Origin of the sequence: Sutcliffiella halmapala (assembly GCF_050107295.1) — a bacterium.
Taxonomy (GTDB): Bacteria; Bacillota; Bacilli; order Bacillales; family Bacillaceae_I; genus Sutcliffiella_A; species Sutcliffiella_A halmapala_A.
In genome coordinates, this window is the sequence record NZ_JBNIKR010000003.1 from 139,554 (window position 1) to 163,003 (window position 23,450).

Here is a 23,450-nt window from a genome sequence, read left to right on the forward strand (position 1 = left end):
GGCGGGGGTCAGGCCCCCCCTTTCAATGATATATATCAACCCGCGGTCCATCGTAATGAACCTCTTCATCCAGCATCTCTTTAATGAACTTTCCGCTTTCGATCAGCCTGGTAAGTTCTGTTTTATAGCCTGTTTCATAGGCTGCGTTTCCGACTGGGATTTTAAGCGTCAAAGGTTGGAAGGTCTTTAACAGGTTGTTTTCTTTTTTGATTGTTTCGTAGAATTGTATATATTCTGGATATCTCTCTGGTTCTTTGTAGAATCGATTATACATGCTGGATGAGAGCATGATATATTCTTTGTCAGTCGGATAGTGATCAAAGATGCGTGTTGGGTAGTCCGGCTTAAATGGGGTGTACCCTTCAAATAGGGTATTGGCTCTTTCTATCCCATTCGCATTGCTGTACTCATATGCAGCCACTCTCGTATCCGTCCATGTTTTACGGTAGGTTTCGAGGGCGGAGTCCGATATCATTGGCAAAATGATTAAAGTGATGACCAGCAAATAGGCTCCTTTCGTCCATGAACGCTGCTTTGCACTATCATACAGATTCTTTATTCCATAGGCACCGAGCATCAGTGGTGTAACGTACATCGGGAGAGCCCATCTTTCCCAATGCAGTGGCAGATAGCTGATCAGGATAAAATAGATAGCTCCGAAGAACAAAGGAACAGCGATTATGTCCTTCCGTTTCAAAATCATCCATAATCCTGCCAGCGAAATAAGGAGGAGTATAAGGCCTGACATGTTAAAGTACATTTTAAAATAAAAGAGCATGTTGCCAGGCCAGCCTAGTCCATCGGCACCAAGATGGTTGGTTCTGCTTTCCCTTATCAGTGCTTCTATCACTTTTCCGCTTTCAAGAAAAACAAATGGAGCGACGATAAATAATGAAACAATAAAGACTCCTGCATAAAGTGCATATTTTTTAAGAAGCTGAAAGACACCTTTCCGGAAGTTCTCTCGAATATGCGGGAGTGCGACAATCGTCAGTACAATCCCAATCAGGGCCGTAGAAGTAAGGCCTGGATATTTTTCCGCTGTATTGACAGCACAAAAAAAAGTTCCAAGTAACAGATACTTAGGATTTTCCGTTTTTAGGAATCGAATACACGATAAAATGATGATCAGCGTAAAAAGTGTAATCGGCACATCCGGTGAGACATAATGGGAGTGGTGGACGTAGGACGGAAATACCGCGAACAAAGCGGCTGCCACCAGCCCGAATTTCCTTTTGAATTCATTCCCAATCAGATAGACGATATAGATGCTCACAGTCCCGATAACTGCAGTGACCATCCTGGCAGACTGATAAAAGAAGAACGTGTTTTCCTGAAAGGTCGATGCGATAGAACTCCCGAATTTCACAAAGCTTAGAATATTTAAGATGATAAAGTTAAGATAGATCATGATATGATCGGGTCGGTTATACATTTCAGGATTCAGTGTCATGTTCGTGGCCATATGCACGACGGGTTTGATAATGGCCCCTTCATCCGATTCCGTGATAAGTGGGGCTGCGAAGCCGGTCCCTATTATTCTTAAGAGGAACGCAACCGCTATAATAGAAAATAAGATAAGATAATTTCGTTTTCCGTGTAGGAATCCTTCTCCTACTCCTTTTTTTGCATTCACTTGTATTCCTCCACTTAGAACTAAAACATGCCTTTATCGAAACACGATGTATTTTTGCCCCAAATAATTCAGGATGGTATATAAGCCTGTCCCTACTAAAATAGCGATATTATGCTCCAGAGAGGTATGATTGTATCCCACATTTGTAAGAACTATTTTTGTAAGAAACAAGCTGACTCTATAAGAGATAATATAGCAGGATACTATCACCAGAATGAATTTGAGAAAACTATGAAAATGCCTCGCATTACTTTTAAAGGTAAAGGACTTGTTTAATAGATAGCTGACAATCGCCCCGATAGAGTTACCGGTAAATGTTGATATCCAATAGCCTAAATCAAACACATTCAACAAAAGATACATGGCGGCTAAACCGACAATGGTATTAATGACACCTACCAGTAAAAACCTGATGAAACTATTATTGACTCTACCTATCACGTTGCCCACCTACTGGTGAGGAATTACGTCTATCCGCTTCCCTATTAGTAGATGAATAGTGATTAATATCTATATGATATTTAGGTCGTTTTTTCACTTCCATATATATTTTACTAATATACTCCCCTATCAAACCAAGACCCATTAATTGAATACCTCCGATAAACCAGATAGAAAGCATCAAGGAGGTCCATCCCGAAACCGTTTCCCCCTGAACCTTCTGGATCAGGGAGTAGACACTGGTCCCCATGCTTAACAGCAAAAAGAATATGCCAATCACGGTCAACAAACGGATAGGTGTCACACTAAACGAGGTGATACCTTCCATTGCAAAAGACAGCATTTTTCTTAATGGGTACTTGGATTCGCCAGCAAACCGCTCATGACGCTTATAATAGACCTTTGTTTGCTTGAACCCGATTAAAGGGATAATTCCACGTAAAAAAAGATTGGATTCCTGGAACTGGCTTAATTGCGTGAGGACACGGTGGCTAAGCAAGCGATAATCTGCGTGATTATAGACAAGATTGACTCCCATGGCACCCATTAACTTGTAATAGAACTGCGCCGTATTTTTCTTGAAAAAGCTATCCGTTGTCCGGTCATCCCGAACTCCGTACACAATATCATAGCCTTCATGGAATTTGAGGATAAAATCTCTCATCACCGTGATGTCATCCTGCAGGTCAGCATCGATGGAAATCACACAATCGGAATGCTCCCCTGCCACTTGGAGACCGGCTAATAAGGCATTTTGATGACCTACATTGCCTGCTAGCTTCAGGCCTTTGACGAACCAGTTCCCTTCGCTCTGTTCCTCGATAATATCCCATGTCCGATCCTTGCTTCCATCATCCACGTACAGAATTTTGCTATCAGGAGAAATCAGCATTTCGTTCATAAGTTCTTCAATCATAAGACTCATTCTTTTGGTCGTTTCGTGTAAAACTGCCTCTTCGTTGTAGCAAGGAATGACGATCGTCAAGGTAGGTGTCGTATCTCCAAATTTATACATGTTAACCTCCTAAATCTGTACCTTCATAGTTGGATTTCTCCTTGTGGTAAAACCATCCGGATGATTCCTATGCCATCTCCATGCATCTGTAATGATCTTCTCCAAGGAGTCATGCTGCGGCTGCCATCCAAGAACATTTCTTGCCTTTTGAGACGATGCAATTAATACTGCTGGATCTCCCGGTCTTTTTTCCATCATTTCAGTTGGTATCGGGTGTCCCGTCACTTTCCTCGCTACATCAATCACCTCATTAACGGAATATCCATTTCCATTTCCAAGGTTGAAACTATCACTTGATTTCCCTTTCCTTAAATGCTCCAAGGCCAAATAATGGGCAGAAGCTATATCCATGACATGAATATAGTCTCTTATGCAGGTTCCATCCTCTGTTGGGTAATCATCTCCAAAGATATATATCTTTTCCCTCTTTTTCAACGGTACCTCGAGGATTAACGGGATTAAATGTGTTTCCTGATCATGCGCTTCTCCAATTTTCCCACTTTCATGCGCCCCTGCTGCATTGAAATATCTCAGCGATGCATACTTGATACCATAGGCCTGATCGAACCACTTCATCATTTTCTCCATGGCAAGCTTGCTGTCGCCATAGGGGTTGGTTGGGTCGGTATGATCCGTTTCGAGGATCGGGATGTTTTTTGGTTCCCCATATGTAGCGGCAGTGGAAGAAAATACGATTTTGTCTACATTATTTTCTTTCATGACATCAAGCAAGCACATAAACCCATACACATTGTTATGGTAATATTCATAAGGATTTTCCATGCTTTCCCCTACTATGGAGCTCCCAGCGAAGTGAATGACTGCATCAATATTGTGCTCCCTAAAGACTTTCCCCATGGCTTCTTTATCTCTAATATCAATCCGATAAAAATTCTCAATCGAAATGGAATCTCTATTTCCGCTTTGAAGGCTATCAACAACAATAATTTCTTCTTTCTGTTCCAAGAAATACTTCACCGTATGGGAGCCGATGTATCCCGCTCCGCCTGTAATCAAAGTTGCCAATTATATCACCCTATTTTCATTAACTTTCGAATTAATAGATATTTTTTTAATTATAACAAAAAAATATTGTTAATATCATTTTATTAGTAGTGTGATAGTCTTGTATTAGGAAATAACTTTAACTAAAAATTCGGGGACAGTTCTAGAAATGCCAGAACTGTCCCCAAATTTTTAATACCTCATTGTTTTACAGAACCCTATCAATAATTTCCTCAAACTTATCACTAACAGACCTTCTATCATGTAAGATCTGTTCATTTTTAAAAGTGACGCTTCCCCTGTTTTGGTCCAAATTAAATGTATCAGCAATCGAGGACAATGGGGTCTTCCGACGTTTATCGACATCAAAGAGCACAGTCGTCTCTTCATCACCTTGGAAAATATAAACCTCGATTTCTTCGAGTCTCTTAAAGTATTTGCCGAATGTTGGGACGAATTCGTACTGCTGCCCGAATAGTTTTTCCGATTTCAGATTGAATGGGAGCTTTTGGCTTTCCATCTGATGGAATTTCAAGCCCAGCACACGCAGCGCGTCGAGGATCTTTTCGTGGACCTCGGTAGGCTCGATGGTGATATAGTCTTTGTCTTTTGGATCAATCGCATTCTTTACATCCGCTTCTGTAGCGATCCATACAGGCGGGACATTTTTACCGGTTTGCGGATCCTGCATCGTGATGGGAGTTTCCAGAGGAATGCGGAAGGTAAAAGGAATTTCCTTTCTCTCTCCGGCATGAATGGTAAATGGGTCATTCAGCTTATGGGCGTGTATCACCGTGTTTGTCAGAATGTTGCTGCCTTCACGGCCATATAAGGTCATCAGTTTCAAGTGGATGGCATCAATTTTCTGACTGGTACTTCCTCCGATGATTTCAACGACTCCCTCCAGCACTTCGCCCTGCATAAAATAATTCTTCTTCAACTTTGTGTCGACCTTTGCTGATCCTATTCCTACACTTGCAACGAGTTTTGTAAATAATGACATGATATCCCCCTAAGATGGTTTTAGTGTTTATACGGTTATATCATTAAAAGGTTCCACTAAAACTTTATCCTTTAAGTTATATCTGCTCAAGCGGTCCTTTTGCTAAAGATCATTATTCCCAGAAACTGGACCATATAGGCATTTCCTATCACTTTTATAACACTATTTTAACAGTTTTTTGATTAACTAATCTGCATCTCTTAAATGAAGGAAAACTGAAAATCACTACATTAATTCTCAGCTCTTGCCCCCCAATTGTTGAACCGCATCAATTAATATTATTCATGTCTCAGAGATGGATAGCGTTCTAATGATAAAACTAAGTCTTTAAGTTCTTCTATTTCTTCACCACTCCAATTCTGTCTTTCGATTGCCCTAATTATCTTTTTCGAAGCAATAAGCAATCCTTCTTTAAGTTCACTGATACTACATATAGCATTAAACTCTTTCATACCATCTATGTAGAAAATCAACTCGACAATATCAGTTCCTTTCTTTTTTCCTTTAACAACAGGGGTCCCATCCATAAAGTTAAACTCGTAAATCATTCCATGAGCAGATCCAATTAGTCCTTTAATTGACTTTATCCACCAAGATAATACGATTATTACAAAATCAGACCATCCTTCATCTGGGAAGAAACGGTGGTAATCAACTAAGAAACTTATGTTTCCTATTATATGGTTTGATTTCTCTAACTTATCTATATCAACCTCAATTGAAACCGCTTGTATCATAAACATCATCCCTTAAAGGAAAAGTCTGTAATTATCTTTAAATGATTCACTCCTATTTGATGATTTCCTTCTTCATGTCAGTGAACCTGCCCTAAAATGTCCCTAACTCAAAAACCCCCAGGAAAAAGCTCAGTCTGCTTTTCCTGGGGGTTTTTTGCTCTTGTCACTAACATCATATTGTTTGCAAGCGAGTGTCACTAAGGGACAAAGACCTGTCCCCACAGTCCCTACTTCCCGCCCGTAAACGAAATACCCTTAATAAAATATCTATTAAAAAATGCATAGATGATCAGCACCGGCAGCGTAAATACCATGGAGGCGGCCATGATGTAGTTCCAGTAGCTGATGAATTGTCCTTTGAAGGTGTTGAGTCCGAGCGGCAGGGTGAACATGGCCGGGTCGGAAAGGATGATCAGCGGTCTCATGAAGTCATTCCAGAAGCCCATAAATACAAAAATGGCCTGCGCTGCCAGGGCCGGTTTTGCCAGTGGCAGCACGATTTTGAAGAAGGTGCCGAAGCGGCTGAGGCCGTCCATTTCCGCTGCTTCTTCGAGTTCTTTCGGGAAGTTGATGAAGAACTGGCGCATCATGAAGATGAAGGTGGCGTTGATCATCGCCGGTACGATCATCCCCTGATAGGAGTTCAGCCAGTCGAGCTCCCTTAGAATCAGGTAGTTTGGAATCATCGTTACCTGTGCAGGAATCATCAGCACGGCCAGGATGATGATGAATAAGCTCTTTCTTCCTGGAAAGCTGAGTCTTGCCAGTGCATAGCCTGCCATGGAGTTGAAAAGCAGGTTTAACGCTGTCCCGACCACGGCAATGATTAGACTGTTCAACAGCCATCTAGGAAACAGTTCCTGTTGCAGGAAGATTTCTTTATAGTTGTCGAGCGTGAAATTTCTTGGGATAAAATTGATCGTGCCACTCACGATTTCCTCCAGGGTTTTGAAGGAGGAGGATACTGCCCATAAAAAAGGGATGAGTGTAATGACGGCGTAAAGTCCGAGTATGCCATATAGAAGGGTTTTTCCCGCATTTCTTTTCTTTTTCATTGGTTCTCCTCCTTAGTAAAGTGATTCTTCCTTCGAAAATTTGCGCTGCAGCAAGGTCGCGATCAGAATGACCAAGGAGAGCATGACGGCAATTGCTGCTGCATAACCCATGGTTCCCAAGCTTTTGAAGGCATATTGATAGATTAATAGTACGACGGTCAGAGTGGAATTGTCCGGTCCACCCGATCCACCTGAGAAAATGAAAGATTGGTCAAACAGCTGGAACGTACCAATCAGTCCCATGATAACGACAAAGGATGTAACAGGTCGCAGGTTCGGAACTGTGATATATAGGAATTTTTTAAAGGCATTGGCTCCATCCAACTCAGCCGCCTCGTATAATGAGTCCGGTATATCCTGCAAGGCTGCCAAATAGATAACCATAAAGAACGGAGCGGTTGCCCAGATGTTCATGATCATGATGGCGATCAAGGCAACACTCGGATCCCCCATCCAGTTATAGGTTGGCAGTCCGATAAAGGAAAGAATTTTATTGATAAGTCCGTTCTGGTTGTACATCCACATGAAAATCAGTGTCAGGACGGCTGACGAGGTCAAGGTCGGAAGGAAATAGACAATCCGGAAAAAGCTCTGACCTTTAAGCCCAGCATTCAGCGTGGCAGCAAGTATGAGTGCCAGCAAGGTTTGAATCGGAACAACGATGATGACATATTTAAAAGTGTTCCATAACGCCCTCAATGCCCGTTGATCATCCGCGATATTGGTGAAATTGGCGAATTTCACGAAATCAAAGGTTGCAGTCCCCAAGAGCTGCACTTTATGAAAAGATAGGAAGAAAGCATATAAAATAGGACCAATAATGAATAATGCCAATACGAAGATAGCGGGTGCCATAAAGGTATAGCCTTGGGTAGCTTCCCTTATTGTTCTTTTGGAATAGGTTCGTTTTTTCTTCATGTTATTCACTCCTTTTCGCCTCCCGAGTTCCAAACAGATAGATGAACTCTTTGTGCAGAAGAACTTTCTTCTGCACAAAGAATGCATCTGTTTTTAGGCTCTTTAAACACCGCTGTTGATTTCCGCACTAGGCTACGCTTTCCGCGGGGCGTTTGTGGAGCCTCCTCGGCTTCGCCTGTGGAGTCTCCACTAAACGCTACCTCCTGCAGGAGTCTTCGCCTATTGCTTAAATCAACAGCTAGATAAACAAATATTTTACAAAACCCTTATTTAATTATGGAGCATCTTGGCCCACCTTGATGAGCCAGGAAACTCCTACTTTCTTTTATTCTCCGATTTCCTTGTTTGCCTGTTCTTCCGCTTCTTTTAATGCCTTTTCCAGCTGCTTCTGACCCAAGAAGACAGAAACAAATTGGTTGTTGAAGTTGTTCATGATCGTCGGCAGGTTCACGCCATTTGCCCAAACTGTTGCATAGGATGCTCCGGCAACAAGTGGCGCACGGTATTCGTCCTGATCAAAGCCCAGTTTTTCCGCAACGGACTTACGTGTTGGAAGGGCATAGCCTTTGGATGTCCAGATTTCCATGCCTTCAGGACCTGTCAAGTACTCGATCAGCTCCCATGATGCTTCCTTCTTCTCTGATGCTGCATTCATGACATAGGATACTGTGTAGGCCATTGTCCCTTTTTCTCCGTTGATAGTCGGGATTTCGGCTGTTCCGTATTCTACGTTAGGGAAGGTGTCCTCCAGGAATGGAATGGCCCAGTTCCCTTCGATGACCATTGCCGCTTTTTCCTGACCGAACATTTCACCGCCCCAGTTTGCGCCTACATCAGATGGTTGAGCAGCTGTTTTATCAACATTCCGTTGGTCGATGATCGGCTGAAGCGCATCCACGACCTTTTTATCTGCAAAATTAGCTTTATCATCCTTCACTACTTCTCCGCCCAATGATTCTGCAATGTAATACATGCGAGCCAATTCAGGTGCTACACCGAGGCCGACTACACCGTCTTTTGTCAGCGCCTTGGAGGCTTCACGCATTTCCTCCCAAGTTGTAGGAACCTCTACTCCAGCCTCTTCAAACATCTTTTTATTGTAAAATAACCCTAAGGTCGAATAATCTTTCGGGAAGCCGTATGTTTTTCCGTCCTTTTGAAAAGCTTCCAGCAATGGCTTTTCAAAATCATCAACATCAAATTCATCTGTCACATAGTCATCGAGCGGCTCGAGCACGCCTGTTTCGATCAATGCCGGTGCTTCAAAGGCATCCAAATAGAAGACATCCGGTGCTTCATTTCCGATTAGGCGCGTTTTGATGACGTCCATATATTGGTCCGAGATGACTTCATGCTTCACTTTGATGTTCGGGTGTTTTTCTTCAAAGGAATCCAGTGCTTCCCTCAGCAATTTTGTCTCGGATGGGTTGCCTCCCCAGCCGGCAAGTGTGATTTCCACCTGATCGCCGGATCCTTCCCCATCAGATGAGCTGCCACTTCCACCGCAGCCGGCCAAAACTCCCCCAAACAGCATCGACATTACCCCAAATGTTGCCAACCATTTTTTCGCTTTCATTTTCTAACCCCTCTTCCTTTGTTATGTTTATATCTTCAAGAGAAATTTCTTCTCTTTAAAGCCGTTATTGGATAACTTCCAGTCCGGTTGTGTTTTCCGTAATTTCGACCTCAGCATGCCCTTGCGCATTTTTCGTAACTTGCAGGGAAAGTATGCCTGATGCGATTTTCATCCCGCTTACCTCAAGGGTGTTCATGCCGTCCGGCAGTACCGGTGCAAGCTGGATCGTGCCACTCAGTGCGTCCGGGAACAAGCCTAGTATCGTTTGGACAAATACGAGCGGTGTGCCTGCAGCCCAGGCCTGTGGTGAGCAGGCAACCGGATATTTCACCGTTTTGCCAAGCGATTTTTCATAGCCGCAGAACAGCTCAGGCAAGCGGTCGTATTCAAAGTTTGCCGCCGCATCCATCAGCCCTTGGATGACTGTGTTCGCTTTATTCTGGTGCTGCAACTTGCTCATGCCAAGCAGAATCATGCTGTTATCATGCGGCCAGATACTGCCGTCATGATAACTCATCGGATTATAGCCTGCTTCTCCCTTGCCCATCGTGCGGATGCCGTAACCGGAGAACATGGCGGATGATAATAGTGTTTCCATGACCGCTTCGGCTTTATCCTGATCGAGCATCTCTGAGAACAGGAGATGACCCGGATTGGATGTAATCGTGCCGACTTGGTTTTTGTCGCGGTCCAGTGCGATCGCATAGAAATTGACATCGTCCATCCAGAATTCCTCGTCGAATTTTTCCTTGAGGCGCTGAATGTCTTCCAGAAGTCTCGCCGCTTCCTCTTGTTTTCCAAGCTTTTCATAAATGGAAGCTATGCCTCTTTTAGCCTGGTACACATAGCCCTGCACCTCGGAAAGTGCGATCGGTGTTGTCGCATATTCACCATTTCGGTGAACAATCGAGTCGCCGGAGTCCTTCCAGCCCTGGTTGGCAATGCCCTTGCTTGCTTCCTGGTGATACTCGACGAACAGATCGCCATCTCGGTCCCCGTACTGGTCAATCCACGTGAGGGCTGCTTCGATATTCGGCTCCAAGTCCTTCACGATTTCCGTATCACCGGTCCATTTCACATATTCCGTCAAGAGCACGAGAAACAGCGGAGTAGCATCGATTGTTCCGTAGTATGGCGTGAACGGAATCTGCCCGGTTGTCGAAAGCTCACCAAAGCGCATCTCATGCATAATTTTGCCGGGCTGTTCATCGCGCCACGGATCGACTTTCTTACCTTGGTTGCTTGCCATCGTGTAGAGCGTCCCTTTTGCGACGTCCGGCTGGAAAGCCAGCATCTGCAAGGCAGCAATCAGGCTGTCCCGGCCAAAAGGAACACCGAACCACGGTAGGCCTGCGACAGGGAATGACCCATGGCCGACATCTGTCAAAAGGACGCGCAGATCGCCGAGGCCTCTGTCGACCAATCGTTGCAGCGGCTTGTGGTCTGTACTGATTTGGGTGATGGTGGTGTCCCATTCCTTATAGGAGTTTTCCAGTTTAGCCAGCGCTTCTCCGGCTGGCAGGATTGCATGCTGTTCATCCCCATGCTGAGGTTGGATCATAAAGGTGACCCTTTGCTCCTCCTCATGGCCAAGCTGGAACGGAAAAACGATTTCTCCGTGCTCATGAATGCTCTGCGCTTCCTTATCCCATGTCACATAGGTGCGGCGTGCAAGGTCGTCTGCCCCTTCATAATGGAAGGTCAGTGATTGGCCGGCGATCGTCTGTCCCTTTCTTTCCCCGATATCCCCGTTCTGGAAGCCACGCACGATGAACATATCGGCAAAGTCTACATCGAGGTGGACGCTGATATCAAATCCGATTTCCTTCGGGAAGTAGTTTTTAACTGTAATCATTTCGTAGAGCACGTCATCATGGATAAACCGGCTGCGTTTGATTTCCACGGATTCGCGCCACAGAATAAGCTCGCCATCCTTTTCCATGTGCGGGTTTGTGAGCATGATCGTCGCCTTGTAATTTTCAGCCGCATCGGAGTGGAGCAGAATAGGTTCTTCCCCGTTTATCTTCAGGTCCAGTTTGCTCAGGAAACGCGTGTCTTTCGTATATAGGCCCAACCCGTATGGATGATTTTCCGGAATGTTTCCGCTTGTATCTGTGAGCAGGAATAAGTCGTTTTCTTTAATTACTCGATAGTCCATGTTGTAGCCTCCCACTTTGTTGTCAGGTTTCCGAAACGTTTTGGAAAATAGGTAAAAAGCTTCCAAAACGTTTCGGATTTTCTTGATGATAAAAACCACATTCAATAGTGGTTCTATTTGCTTGATTCTCTTATGATCAATTCTGTCTCTATTATTTTGGCATGCTGATTGGTCTGACCCTCCAGCATTCCGATAAGAAGCAGTGCCGCTTCCCATCCCAATCTGAATTTATCTTGTCTCATTGTTGAAAGCGTCGGGCTTGCGTAAGATGCGAGCAGGATATCATCATAGCCGATGACGGCCAAATCCTCCGGTACCCTTTTTCCCAATCGTTTGCTGGCCTTGATGGCACCCAATGCCATCAGGTCGCTTGCGCAAAATAGCGCGGTAATTTCAGTGTGTTCCTTTAATAGTTCCAAGGTGACCTCTTCGGCCTTGGACTCGATATAGTCCCCTGTTCTGACCCAGTCCTTCCGGATTTCCAGTCCATGTTCCTGAAGAGCTTGCTTATAACCCTGCAGGCGCCTGATACTGACATCCGCCTGGGAATGGCCATTGATCATGCCGATGTTCCGATGGCCCTTGTCTATCAAGTGCTTGACCGCATTCCTTGCTCCTGCAACATTGTCTGTGGTGACGTAGCCGACTGTGTTGGATTCCATCGGAATGTCAATGAGGACACAAGGAATATCACTTTGGACAACCTCCTCAAGGTATGGATCGTCTGTCCTGATACCCTGAATGATCACCCCATCGACCCGGCGTTCCCTGCAGAGCTGTGTATACGTCTTTTCGGTCTGCTTCGTGGAGGTGGTACTGAACAAAACAAGATCATACTCCGAATCGGCGCTCGCCTGATTGATGCCGCATAGAATTTCAAAGGTGAAATTGTCCTTCACCCCTTCCCGGTTCAGGTTCGAAACGAGCAGGCCGATCGTTTTGGACTTTTTCATCACTAGACTTCTTGCGACCGTATTGGGGCTATAATTCAATTCCTTTGCAACATCCATGATTCGCTGCCTTGTCTTATTGCTCACATCCGAATAGCCATTCAACGCCCGTGAAACGGTTGTCACAGAAACTCCTGCAACCTTGGCAATGTCTTTAATCGTTGTCATGAATTCCCTCCAAAACGTTTCGGATAATTTCTTACAAGAAGGATAACACGGGTGTGAAAGCGATTGCAAGTAAAATTTTTAGGGGAATGGCTTGATATTTCTTCCCTGCCATTCTCAAAAAAGAAACCGGATTGATAAGTGTCTTTGCTTTCCATCCCCCTTCCAGATTCTAGACAAACTCGATGCTCAGGAAGACTGCTCAATGGAGTACCGCCGAAAACATAGTGTTCACAAGGTAGATTTGTCCTTCATAGAGTCGATGCTGGACCTTTCACAGTATTAATCCATTAGATTGGGACTTCTTAAGGGTGATGAAGGACTTTTCGCAGCGCTAGCCCAATAGATTGGGACTTCATAAGCGCAATGAAGGACTTTTCGTAAGTTAGACTAATAGAATTGTCCTTAATTGGAGAGTAGGTAAAAATCCACCTAGAAAACATCCTTTTCGCGAAGATACTGAGGTGTTTAGAACTACCTTTTTTCTACAAATTAAAAGCCGGATGGAAAGCACATAGTGCGCTTTCCATCCGGCTCTTATTACTCATCTATCGGCTTGATCATGTGGGATACGGGGCCTGTTCCCCACTGTCCCCCTATGCCACCTTATTATAATCCGATACATCCACCTCAAGTGGAATATTATTGGCACGGGCTTTTTTGGCTTGTCTAAAGAATAGTGCAACAAGGATGGCGGTTCCGATGAATCCGCCGATCCAAGCATAGTTCATTGGTAACCGGAATCCGATTGGCGCGTTCAGGATGTAGGTGATGACCATGACCAGCATGAATGTTCCTGGAATCAGTGAAATCCAGTAGTTCTTTCTAGCAATATATAAATACATGGCACCTACAAACAATGCGATGACGGCTGTGGCTTGGTTGGCCCAGCTGAAATATCTCCAAAGGAGGTTAAAGTCAATTTGTGTTAGGACTACGGAGATCGCAAATAGTGGAAGCGCGATCCATAGACGGCTTGAAATTTTCTTTTGCGCAACGTTTAAATACTCTGCAATGATCATGCGTGCACTTCGGAAAGCTGTATCCCCAGAAGTAATCGGCAGGATCACAACCCCAAGCACTGCAAGCGTTCCGCCGACTGCACCAAGCATCAGGGTGGAAACTTCGCTAACAATGGCACCAGGTCCGCCTGCTGCAAGCAGTTCACCTAATCCATTGTATCCATCAAATAGACTCATGGCTGCAGCTGCCCAGATCATGGCGATGATACCTTCCGCGATCATCATGCCGTAGAAAATTTTACGGCCCTGCTTTTCATTTTGAGTCGTACGGGAAATGATCGGTGTTTGTGTTGCATGGAATCCGGAAAGCGCCCCACATGTGATTGTGAAGAATATCAATGGGAAAATCGGTAAATTATCCGGGTGGAAATTCGAGAATGAAAGCTCGGGAATCGGTGCACCTTTTACCACTAATCCAATCCCTACTCCTAAAGCACTGATTACTAGAACTGCCCCGAAGTATGGATAGAGGCGACCGATGATTTTATCAACCGGCAATAGTGTTGCCAAAATGTAATATACAAAAATAACTGCAATAAGAATGCCCAACGCAACTTTTCCGTCCAATAATACGTTGAGAAGGCTTGCTGGTGTAGATACGAATACCGTACCAACCAACAATAACAGTAGGACTGCGAAAGCGTTAACTACGTGCTTCATGGCTTTTCCAAGGAACTTGGTCGCAAGCTCAGGTAAATGAGCGCCGCGGTTACGGATCGAGATCATTCCTGTCAGGTAATCATGAACTGCTCCGGCAAAAATACACCCGACAACAATCCAGATGAATGCTACAGGGCCGTAAAGCGCTCCCATGATCGGTCCAAAAACCGGTCCGGTTCCTGCAATATTCAAAAGTTGAATCAGCGAGTTTTTCTTTGTGTTCATTGGAACATAGTCTACACCATCTGCATCAACATAAGCTGGTGTCGCTCGCTCCTCTTTTATTCCGAACACTTTTTCGACGAACTTGCCGTACGTAAAGTACCCGACAATCAACAATGCGATGGCCGTTAAGAATGTAATCATTTCTTTTCCCCCTTCATAAATCCTTATGAATGCGTTTTCATAAATCTAGTATAAGAAAAAACTAGACTCATATGGGGATTTGGGACTAAGAGGTATGAATGTTGGATTAAGATGCATTTTAGCGGGATTAACATGCGAAAGAGAAGAAAGCAAGGGGACAAACAAGGAAGCAGAGAACCGTCCCCCTGCTTCCCTATCCCTCAAACCGATGAATAACCGCCGTCGCTGCACCAACCGATTGCGAAAAAGCTTCCCCATTAAAATAGATCTGCGTCTGGAAGTAGGGGATCTTCAAGGCATTCTGATTCAGGTAATCCCTGATAGAGGATTGAAATGCTTCATAATTATTGTACGGGCTGTCTATTACAATCTTCCCAGGATTGATTAGGTTAAGGATGCTTATAAGGGAGACCCCCAATAGCGTTCCGTAATGCTGAAGCTGTTGCTCTGTCTTTCTCTCCCTTTCATCCTCGGGCATGCTTTTAAGCGTGGACTGCCATTCACTGAATACCTTCCTGCTTATCATCTTTTCCAAGCACCCCTTTTGCCCACAGCCGCATAAAGGCCCGTTCGGATCAACGGAAATATGGCCAATCTCACCGGAAGTAAAGCTTTCTCCATTCCAGATGCTCCCGTCGATGATGAATGCCCCGCCTATCCCGTCACCAATCCTTATATAGAAAAAACTGCTGGCAGCGATATCTTCGTCATAGACACTCGAACATAGGGAGGCCATTTTTACATTATTTTGAATCACCAGCGGTAACTGAATGGAGTCCTTTAACTTATCTAAAATGTTTACGTCTTTCCATTGGAGATTGGTAGATTCATAGACAATTCCTGCTTGTGAATTCACAATGCCAGGTACACCAATTCCAATACCCAATACATCTGAAAACTCCTCGAGCAGGCTGCCTACTATGCTAATAATCTGTTCACAAACGGCAATGATATCCTTGCCTTCCACTTCGATAAAACCGCTTTTCAGAACCTCCAGATAATAATTCGTAACGACATATTCAATTCCGTCATGGTGGATGACCAGTCCGATTGCCTGGTAGGCATCCGCATTCAATTCGATTAATATCTTGGGCCGGCCGGCTTTTTGCAGGTCCTTCACTCCGACTTCGCGGATAATGCCCTCATTTATGTAATGATCCACGATAATGGACACGGTATTTTTACTTACCCCCATCCATTTCGCAAGATCTTTTCGGGAGGTTTGCTTATATTTGCGTAAAAGAGATAGGATTTTCTTTTGATTTTGTTCTCGTAAAATTCCGGGGCCTTTGATCAACATGGTTGAATCCTCATTTCTACTTTCTGCCGTATCCTACCATTATATCAAGCAAAGGGTTATAATTTCTTGATTTTGTGTTTAAAACGCGAAATAAACTGCTGGTTCCATTCATCTCCGCCCGTTGAGTTGCCGCTCTTCCAAATGGGGGGCTGAATGCCTTGCTCGACCAGTAATGCAATGGCCTCCATGGAAATGGAATTCAGGATATAAGCATTCACAAATGTCGACATCGCTCCGACCTTTTGTTCGAGATTCTCCATTTCTATTACCGCATCCCCTACTTCAACTTTGGAATCGATTGCGATATCCACTGTGTCATGCAAATTCTTTTTGGAAGGATGTCTTGCAGGATGTTCCGCAGGAGTCGAATTGGCATGCTTTACCGACGATACCCCGATCGTTTTCACACCTAATCGTTTCGCCTCCAAGGCGGCATCAATGGTGGCGGCGTTGATTCCATATGCATTAACGATGATCAGTAGGTCGCCTGCTTCCAGGCCATAATCCTGGATGACCACTTTCCCATAGCCCGGTGTACGCTCAATCGCCATCGAACGAAGGGCACCGCCGCTCAACAGGGTTCCCTCATCCAATATTGCACTAACATGCATCAACCCGCCTGCACGAAAGAACAATTCCTGAGACCCAAGATTGGAATGTCCGCCCGGTCCATACACATACACAATCTTGTCTTCCTTTATATGATCCGCCACAGCCTTTGCAGCCTGATTGATCCCTTCACGCTCCGTTGCAATGATCTGTTCTAAATAGCTCTTTATCTGTTCAAAGTATTCAAGTGCATAGTTCATCACGCAACACTCCATTCATTGGTTTGTGGGGACACGGGACCTGTCCCCGGATTTCATCGTCCCGACCAGCTCCAACCTGCCCTTTTCTTTGTGGAAGAAGATGAGGTCTGCCGGCGCGCCTACTTGCAGGCCGGCCTTTTGCGGGAGGTTCAGGAGCTTTGCTGGCAAGATAGAGGCTTTATCGATCGCTTTTTCCAAGGGTGTTATGCCCATGGATGTCATGGTATTGATTCCCCATAGGATGCTTTGGGCGGAGCCGGCCAGCAGTTTCGGTTCATCCTTCAGATGAAGCTTTCCTTTTTCCGTTAAGGTGACTTCCCCTCCCACCGCTGTTGTGTAATCTCCTGGGGGGAGGCCGGCCAATGCCACGCTATCACTAATGATCAGCATCCTGTCCCCCTTCACCTTCTCTATCACCTTCAAAACCGAAGACGGCAAATGGAAGCCATCACAAATGACGGTTGCGGCGAGGGACTCCTCAGCGAGTTGATCCCATAGATAGTTCGGATGCCTCGGCAGCATCACATGGGCACCATTCCCGAGGTGCGTGGATAGCCTTGCTCCGGCTTTTACTGCCTCCCCGATCTGTTCCGAAGTGGCTGCTGTGTGGCCAATGGAAACCAGGACATTGTGTTCTACTGCTTTCTCGATAAAATCTGAAGTATTGCCCCATTCGGGGGACAATGTAATGATTTTGATCAATCCATGGACCGATTCATTTAATGTTTGGAAAAAACCCCAATCGGGTGGCTGGATATTCCATTTGTCATGGGCACCTCTTGGGCCATCCTCCGCTGATAGGAATGGACCCTCCAAATGAATCCCGGGAATCATGCTCCGCACCAATTCATCCTGCTCCCGTGCTTGTGAAATAGTCATAATGAGCGCCGTGATATTATCAAAAGAGTTTGTGATAATCGTAGGGAAGAAAGAGGTTACACCTTCCTCAGCCAAAAACAGACACGCTTTTTTCACCTCATCCCCCGTAAGCTCCACGCTATTAAAATCGATTCCCATGTATCCATTCACCTGAAGGTCCACAAAGCCGGGGGCAATATAATGCTTGGGATTCTCCCCTGTGGACGGTTCGATAGATTGAATGACGCCATCTTCAATGGTGATCCTTACTGCTTTATTCTCCTTATAGTGAATCCCTTCTACCGTAAAACGATCATCTCTCATCCTTTTCATCTCCATAGGAATCCTCGTCCAGGTACAGGAAAGCATGATCATGCGTCCTCAAAATCGTAGCTGGACATGCCGTACCTATGGGACCATGAAGGGTTTCCTGGACAGCCGCTGTTTTCGTTTTGCCGGGAACGACACAATACATGGATTTGGCAGCCATCAAGGCGGGAATTGTTAGGGTCAGGGCATATAACGGAACATCCTCCAAGCTTGTAAAACATCCATCATTCACTTGCTGTTGTCTGCACGCCTCCTCAAGCTCTACCTTTTTGATGATCGCTTTATCTTCAAAATCAGCAACCGGCGGGTCATTGAAGGCGATATGGCCGTTTTCGCCAATCCCAAGACAGACAATATCAATCGGACTCTCCTCCAATAATCGGGTGTACCGCTCCACTTCCTCTCCATTTGTGCTGTTGATGAGATGAACCTGCTTGAATGGGACTTTTTCAAATAGCCTCTCCTTTAAAAAGTTTTGGAAAAGCTGCGGCGCTTCCTCATGAAGTCCGATATATTCATCCATATGAAAGGCGGTGATCCTCTCCCACCTGATTCTGCTGTCCTGTATTAAATAATGCAGAACCTCATTCTGTGATGGTGCCGCGGCAAAAATCATCCGGATTTCGTCCTGTTCTCCTTGAAGCTTTACAATCTGTTCTGCGACATCGGTGGCAGCAGCCCTGCCCATGCTATCCCGGTTCTCAAAAACATAATATGTCAGCTTCTCTTTCTTTCCTTCTTTGATCGCTTTAACCGTCATTTCTATCACCTACTAAACTTTTTTTAATGGCTTTCCGAATCGTATCTTCTATCTCTTCCTGAAAAGGGGCGGGCAACCCGAAATAATAGATAAAGCCTTCCGATTCATAGCCACCTTCGCCGATCTGCCCAGCAGTTGGGATATACCCGATCATTCCGTTGCTGTAGCCAATTGCAAGCGACCCGGGATACAGCTCTTTTACATATTCCCCATAAGCCTGGACCATCTCGCCATTGAAGCACACGAGGCTAAACTGTTTCCCAAGCTGCAAAACCTGTATCTCCAGCTTGATTGGCATACCTGCTGGCCAGTGCTTCTTCACGTGCTTCTTCCATATTTCCAGCACTTCCTCTTCCATCTCTATTGCCGCAGGATAACCCTCATGGAAGGAAAGGGGAACACTCATCACCTTTGCTTCCATGAAAGTCATCTCCAACCTCTCTCTTTCCTGTTCCCCCAAAGCCTGAAGAACAGACGCTGCAAGCTGGGCTCCCAGCTGTTCCATATCGGATGTATCCCCTCTATAAAACTCATTATCTTTTATCAATGCTGGCCGTACCTCACCACAACACCCCTGCAGAAAACCAATTACTGCTTTGCCGTATTGCTTTTGAATAATGGAACAGCACTGGCCCGGGTATTCGGATGAGACGACATTGGCATCCGTTGAGGTCGGATGACAAGCGTAATGTACCAGCATTCCCTTGACTTCTTTGTTTTCTTTTTCAAAAGAAATGATGGATACTTGATGATCAACAAACACATCAGGATTGGGCTGCATTACTATTTCCCCGCTCCTTGGAGTACGCCGGTTAACGCCTATATCACAGCTTGTATTTCTACGTGTAGCAGTGACCTGTTCCTTATCGTCTCTTGCAGTTCTTACACTTTCGATGATCATCGATTCCAATGAGTCGAGGTAGTGCGGGTCGGCATCCCCAAGAAGGCTGGTAAAAGCATTGCTTGTTTGCGGGCCGGAATGGTTGTGGGTGGCGTGAAAGCAAATTGTCTCTGGATCAAGATTATATATGTTGGCTATGATGCTTCTCCACTTTTGTACGAGCTCGGTATCCCACCAGATCACATCGCCTATGAGGATGACGCATGCTTTTGCACCGATTTCGAAGTAGAATGTTTTCAAGAAAAGAGGAGAATGGACGTCCTTTGTCTTGCCTTTTCGATGGGCGAACCCGGCTAGCTGTACTGGCAGTTTTGGGGTGATATCTATTTGATGGGTTCCTAGCAATAAGGACATGTCGAATTCTCCTTTTTTGTTTATAAATGTTGTCCGTAGATTTCCGCTGCAGTCGCAAGATTCGCTGGGGAGGGATGGGAGCATGTTCGGCTTTGATCATCATCGCGCTTATGAAGAGCTTTTTAGCACCGGTTGATGCTCGAAATGCTCTTCATCACACTTATGACGGGCTTTTTTCTCCGTATTCATGCTCAAAATCCTCTTCATCACACCTATGATGGGCTTTTTTCTCCGATTCCATGCTCGAAATGCTCTTCATCGCACTTATGACGAGTTTTTTTCTCCGAATCTCCTATTCTCTCTTTGTCCCCTCAGGAGTAAAGCCAATACTGCTACAATCCACTCAGCACTTTCATTTAAAAAGCTTCATAATCAAAATAAAATTCCGGATCACATGAAAAGGATCCTTCACCGGTAGCGCAACAACCTTATTCAATGGTTCGCCATCGCGGCTCCTGATCTGTATCCATTCCCCGATTTGTTTATCAGGATTAGGAAAAGTCCGAAACGTATATTCAGCCACTTTCCTGTACCATTCCATGAAGACCTCGTCCTTGGTATGATTATGAAGCAGGAGTAAAGTATAGAGCGATTCGGAATGCGGCCACCAGAGCTTGGTGTCCCACGTATTACGGATGAGGACGCAATATGGCTCCTCATCCTGCACCCGACCAGTCGGCTTGCCACCATCCTTATCAACAAAGCGCAATAGTCCGCCATATTCCTCGTCCCATCCACTTTCAAGCGCCCTTATTGCGGCTTTGGATAGTTTTTCAAGGACTGCTTCACGCTCGCTTTCCTTCCATTCTTTTAAGCTATGAATATGAAACCAGATCGCCTCAAGCGTATGGCCGGGGTTCAGATGCTCTTCCAAAATGGAACCTCCACTTTCTCCATTTTCCCGTTTTAGCTCGATGCATCTGCCATCTTCAGCAATGAATTGCTCAAGGATATATCGGCTCAGCTCACCCGATTTTCTTACATCAGGATCTTCTATTGAAAAAGAGAACCGCCCTGCCGTTTCCTCAATTTCCTGTGCCACATTCAATAGAATCATAGGTAACGAATGCGATAAATAGCCTTCTGGAATGGGATATGGTTCAGTCTTCACCCTTCCCTCCATCACCCTGCTATTTATCGTTCCATACACCGCTAGAGCCAAGTGAAAGGCCTCGGCATTATGGAAAACCTCGGCATATTTGTTCACCCCTAGAACGAAGAAGCAATCGGCATAGATACTGATATCCGCTTGCCCCTCCATCCTCTTTCCATCCTCGGTGACTGCATATAGGACATGATTTTCCTCGGTCAATGTATGTTTTTTCAAAAAGGCATACGTTTTGTCAGCCATGCCCTTTAATGCAACGGGATCCAAGGGCAATCGCCCCTCTGTAGTCAGTTGGTACAGCTCGGAGCATAACCAAAGGAAACGCCCCTGCGACCAGGTATACTTATCCTTGCTGACGAGCTGTAAACGGTCGTTGGTATAACAGGTGAAAACACCACCGTGCTTGTGATCGAAGGATTTCTCCCAAAAGGGCCAGAAGTTCTCCACGATTTCCTTCTGATAAAAGTCGTTTATTTCCTTCATTAAATTCTCCTCATTTTATAATGCTGTATTGATATTTTTGTTGTCTGTCGCAAGCTCTTCGTCACTTTTACTGATTGCAGTTAGCATATCTTCCACATCAGGTGAGACCGCTTTGTTGTTAAAGAAGCCCATTCCGATATAGACAAGCGCGGAGGAGAATACAGGAGCACCTAATTCTACGTATAGCGGCCAATCCACCCAATATTTTGTGATGGCAAACATGATGAAGCCGGCAATGATGGAAGAGAATGCTGCTGCGGAACCGCTTCGTTTGAAGGCAGGCAGCAGTCCAAGCAACATCGGAATGGAAACAGGCCCGACCAAGGCTGCGAACCAAGAGATTAATAGACCGAGAACTCCACCGAAATTATCCGAATAGATGGCGATAATAAGGGTGGCGAAAGTAAAGATGAATGTTGTAATACGGGCAATTTTCAAGGTCGCTTTTTGACCAAGCCCTTTGAATTTCTGGGACATGACTGGAAGTATATCTCTGGTGATAACGGATGAAATAGTGTTGGCGTCTGAGGATGTCATCGACATGGTTGCGGCAAATAATGATGCTAGTACAAGACCAACTAAACCGGCTGGCAGAAGTTCCTGTGTCAAAAGGGCATACGATTTGGTTGGATCTTCAAGATTCGGCAGGATTAGCGGCGCTGCCCACATCGGGAAGAAAAGAATCAATGGGAACAAGAGGTAAAGCCAACCTGATAATAGTGCGGATTTCTTTGCTTCTTTCCCTGATGGAGATGAGATGTATCTTGCTGCAAGGTTCCAAGTACCACCGTTGTAGCTTAAGAAAACAATGAAGACGAAAACTAACACATAACCTATCGAATATGGTTCATTGAACGGCTGGCTGTTCGCCGGGGGGAGCTTATCCCACATCCCTAAAATGGAACTGACGCCACCCAATTTGTTCAAGACGATAAAGAACATGGTAAACGCGGCAACGACCTGGATGATAAATTGAGCAAAGTCTGTCCAAAGATCGGCCCAGATACCACCGATCGTGATATAGACCAGGGAAACCAACCCTGACAGCAAGATTCCGTACATGATCGGAACCCCTGTAAATACGTTCAGTAGAATTCCGATGGCAGCCCATTTGGCTCCAACGTCAAACAGCTTCAATAGCACACCGCTCCAGGCGATCAGTTGCTGGGTCGGCACATTGTATCGCATTGCCAGGTATTCGGTAGGCGATTCAATGTCCAATTTCGTCCTAAGCTTCGACCAGCGCGGCGCCATAATGTAAGCGCCTACAATTACGGATACGAAAATCGGTAGTGCCCACCACACATATAAACTGAATCCATGTGTATAGGCAAGAGCAGCATAGGCCACAAACACAGCCCCACTATAACCGCCTACGTGATGCGATATCCCACCCAGCCACCAAGGAAGCTTTCCTCCCGCGACAAAATAATCCTTTGAGCCTTGTACCTTTTTGTAGGTGGTGAAACCAATAACAATCATCAATAAGAAAAATGCAATAATGACTCCCCAATCTAATCCACTCATTGTCGTACTCCCCCTCTTATCTTCTTAAATTCTGGATACTTACTGTTAAACTATCAATAATTTCAGCCTAAATTCATCACCTCCAACATATTAGTAATAATATATGACTAATATGATAAAAAAATAACACAAGTTGTTCGGTTTGTAAAATTAATTTTAGAATTTTAATAAAAGTCTGACTTTTCATTTCGGAGGTAAGGGAAGCAGATGGACGTTTCTCTGCTTCCGATAAATATTAAGTCTAATTTTTAACAAACGTTTGATTAATAATACTGTTCCCCCGCTTCTCAGGTGAAAATTGGATGAAATGAGG

General features: G+C 44.9%; 19 protein-coding genes. All 19 read right to left on the reverse strand.

Features of this window, described 5'->3' with window-relative positions; genetic code table 11:
• Nucleotides 1-22 precede the first annotated feature (22 nt).
• Entirely contained in the window at nt 23-1,636 is a 1,614-nt protein-coding gene (locus ACQCT5_RS06580; protein WP_499640213.1) for an ArnT family glycosyltransferase, read from the reverse strand.
• A gap of 33 nt (nt 1,637-1,669) precedes the next feature.
• On the reverse strand, nt 1,670-2,077 hold the full coding sequence (locus ACQCT5_RS06585; RefSeq protein ID WP_499640215.1) for a GtrA family protein: 408 nt from the start codon (nt 2,075-2,077) through the stop codon (nt 1,670-1,672).
• Entirely contained in the window at nt 2,067-3,092 is a 1,026-nt protein-coding gene (locus tag ACQCT5_RS06590) for a glycosyltransferase family 2 protein (RefSeq protein ID WP_499640217.1), read from the reverse strand. Before ACQCT5_RS06590 ends, ACQCT5_RS06585 begins: the two co-directional genes overlap by 11 nt.
• 9 nt (nt 3,093-3,101) lie before the next feature.
• Nucleotides 3,102-4,118 carry a UDP-glucose 4-epimerase GalE gene (gene galE, locus ACQCT5_RS06595; RefSeq protein WP_499640219.1) on the reverse strand — a complete coding sequence of 339 codons (1,017 nt, stop codon included), beginning with the start codon at nt 4,116-4,118 and terminating at the stop codon, nt 3,102-3,104.
• A gap of 187 nt (nt 4,119-4,305) precedes the next feature.
• Entirely contained in the window at nt 4,306-5,100 is a 795-nt protein-coding gene (locus ACQCT5_RS06600; RefSeq protein ID WP_499640221.1) for a sporulation protein, read from the reverse strand.
• 278 nt (nt 5,101-5,378) lie between these two features.
• On the reverse strand, nt 5,379-5,837 hold the full coding sequence (locus tag ACQCT5_RS06605) for a hypothetical protein (protein WP_499640223.1): 459 nt from the start codon (nt 5,835-5,837) through the stop codon (nt 5,379-5,381).
• Nucleotides 5,838-6,064: 227 nt separating this feature from the next.
• The gene (locus ACQCT5_RS06610; protein ID WP_499640225.1) at nt 6,065-6,892 is read right to left on the reverse strand and encodes a carbohydrate ABC transporter permease; all 828 of its coding nucleotides are present in this window, start codon (nt 6,890-6,892) and stop codon (nt 6,065-6,067) included.
• Between the two features lie 12 nt (nt 6,893-6,904).
• Nucleotides 6,905-7,810 carry a carbohydrate ABC transporter permease gene (locus ACQCT5_RS06615; protein WP_417898781.1) on the reverse strand — a complete coding sequence of 302 codons (906 nt, stop codon included), beginning with the start codon at nt 7,808-7,810 and terminating at the stop codon, nt 6,905-6,907.
• Between the two features lie 325 nt (nt 7,811-8,135).
• Nucleotides 8,136-9,386 carry an ABC transporter substrate-binding protein gene (locus ACQCT5_RS06620; protein WP_499640227.1) on the reverse strand — a complete coding sequence of 417 codons (1,251 nt, stop codon included), beginning with the start codon at nt 9,384-9,386 and terminating at the stop codon, nt 8,136-8,138.
• Between the two features lie 64 nt (nt 9,387-9,450).
• Complete coding sequence (locus ACQCT5_RS06625) at nt 9,451-11,544, reverse strand: amylo-alpha-1,6-glucosidase (protein WP_499640229.1); 2,094 nt, start codon at nt 11,542-11,544, stop codon at nt 9,451-9,453.
• 113 nt (nt 11,545-11,657) lie between these two features.
• Complete coding sequence (locus ACQCT5_RS06630; protein ID WP_499640231.1) at nt 11,658-12,662, reverse strand: LacI family DNA-binding transcriptional regulator; 1,005 nt, start codon at nt 12,660-12,662, stop codon at nt 11,658-11,660.
• Between the two features lie 593 nt (nt 12,663-13,255).
• Nucleotides 13,256-14,707 carry a carbon starvation CstA family protein gene (locus tag ACQCT5_RS06635; RefSeq protein ID WP_499640233.1) on the reverse strand — a complete coding sequence of 484 codons (1,452 nt, stop codon included), beginning with the start codon at nt 14,705-14,707 and terminating at the stop codon, nt 13,256-13,258.
• 193 nt (nt 14,708-14,900) lie between these two features.
• Entirely contained in the window at nt 14,901-16,007 is a 1,107-nt protein-coding gene (locus ACQCT5_RS06640) for an ROK family protein (protein WP_499640235.1), read from the reverse strand.
• Nucleotides 16,008-16,063: 56 nt separating this feature from the next.
• On the reverse strand, nt 16,064-16,816 hold the full coding sequence (locus tag ACQCT5_RS06645) for a sugar isomerase domain-containing protein (RefSeq protein ID WP_499640237.1): 753 nt from the start codon (nt 16,814-16,816) through the stop codon (nt 16,064-16,066).
• A gap of 15 nt (nt 16,817-16,831) precedes the next feature.
• The gene (locus tag ACQCT5_RS06650; protein ID WP_499640239.1) at nt 16,832-17,998 is read right to left on the reverse strand and encodes an N-acetylglucosamine-6-phosphate deacetylase; all 1,167 of its coding nucleotides are present in this window, start codon (nt 17,996-17,998) and stop codon (nt 16,832-16,834) included.
• Complete coding sequence (locus ACQCT5_RS06655; protein WP_499640241.1) at nt 17,988-18,764, reverse strand: glucosamine-6-phosphate deaminase; 777 nt, start codon at nt 18,762-18,764, stop codon at nt 17,988-17,990. The genes ACQCT5_RS06650 and ACQCT5_RS06655 overlap by 11 nt, the downstream gene beginning before the upstream one ends.
• Nucleotides 18,754-20,019, reverse strand: a complete 1,266-nt coding sequence (locus ACQCT5_RS06660; protein ID WP_499640243.1) for a neutral/alkaline non-lysosomal ceramidase N-terminal domain-containing protein — start codon at nt 20,017-20,019, stop codon at nt 18,754-18,756. Before ACQCT5_RS06660 ends, ACQCT5_RS06655 begins: the two co-directional genes overlap by 11 nt.
• A gap of 352 nt (nt 20,020-20,371) precedes the next feature.
• Nucleotides 20,372-21,610, reverse strand: a complete 1,239-nt coding sequence (locus ACQCT5_RS06665; RefSeq protein WP_499640245.1) for an AGE family epimerase/isomerase — start codon at nt 21,608-21,610, stop codon at nt 20,372-20,374.
• A gap of 15 nt (nt 21,611-21,625) precedes the next feature.
• On the reverse strand, nt 21,626-23,137 hold the full coding sequence (locus ACQCT5_RS06670; protein ID WP_499640248.1) for a sodium:solute symporter family protein: 1,512 nt from the start codon (nt 23,135-23,137) through the stop codon (nt 21,626-21,628).
• Nucleotides 23,138-23,450 lie beyond the last annotated feature (313 nt).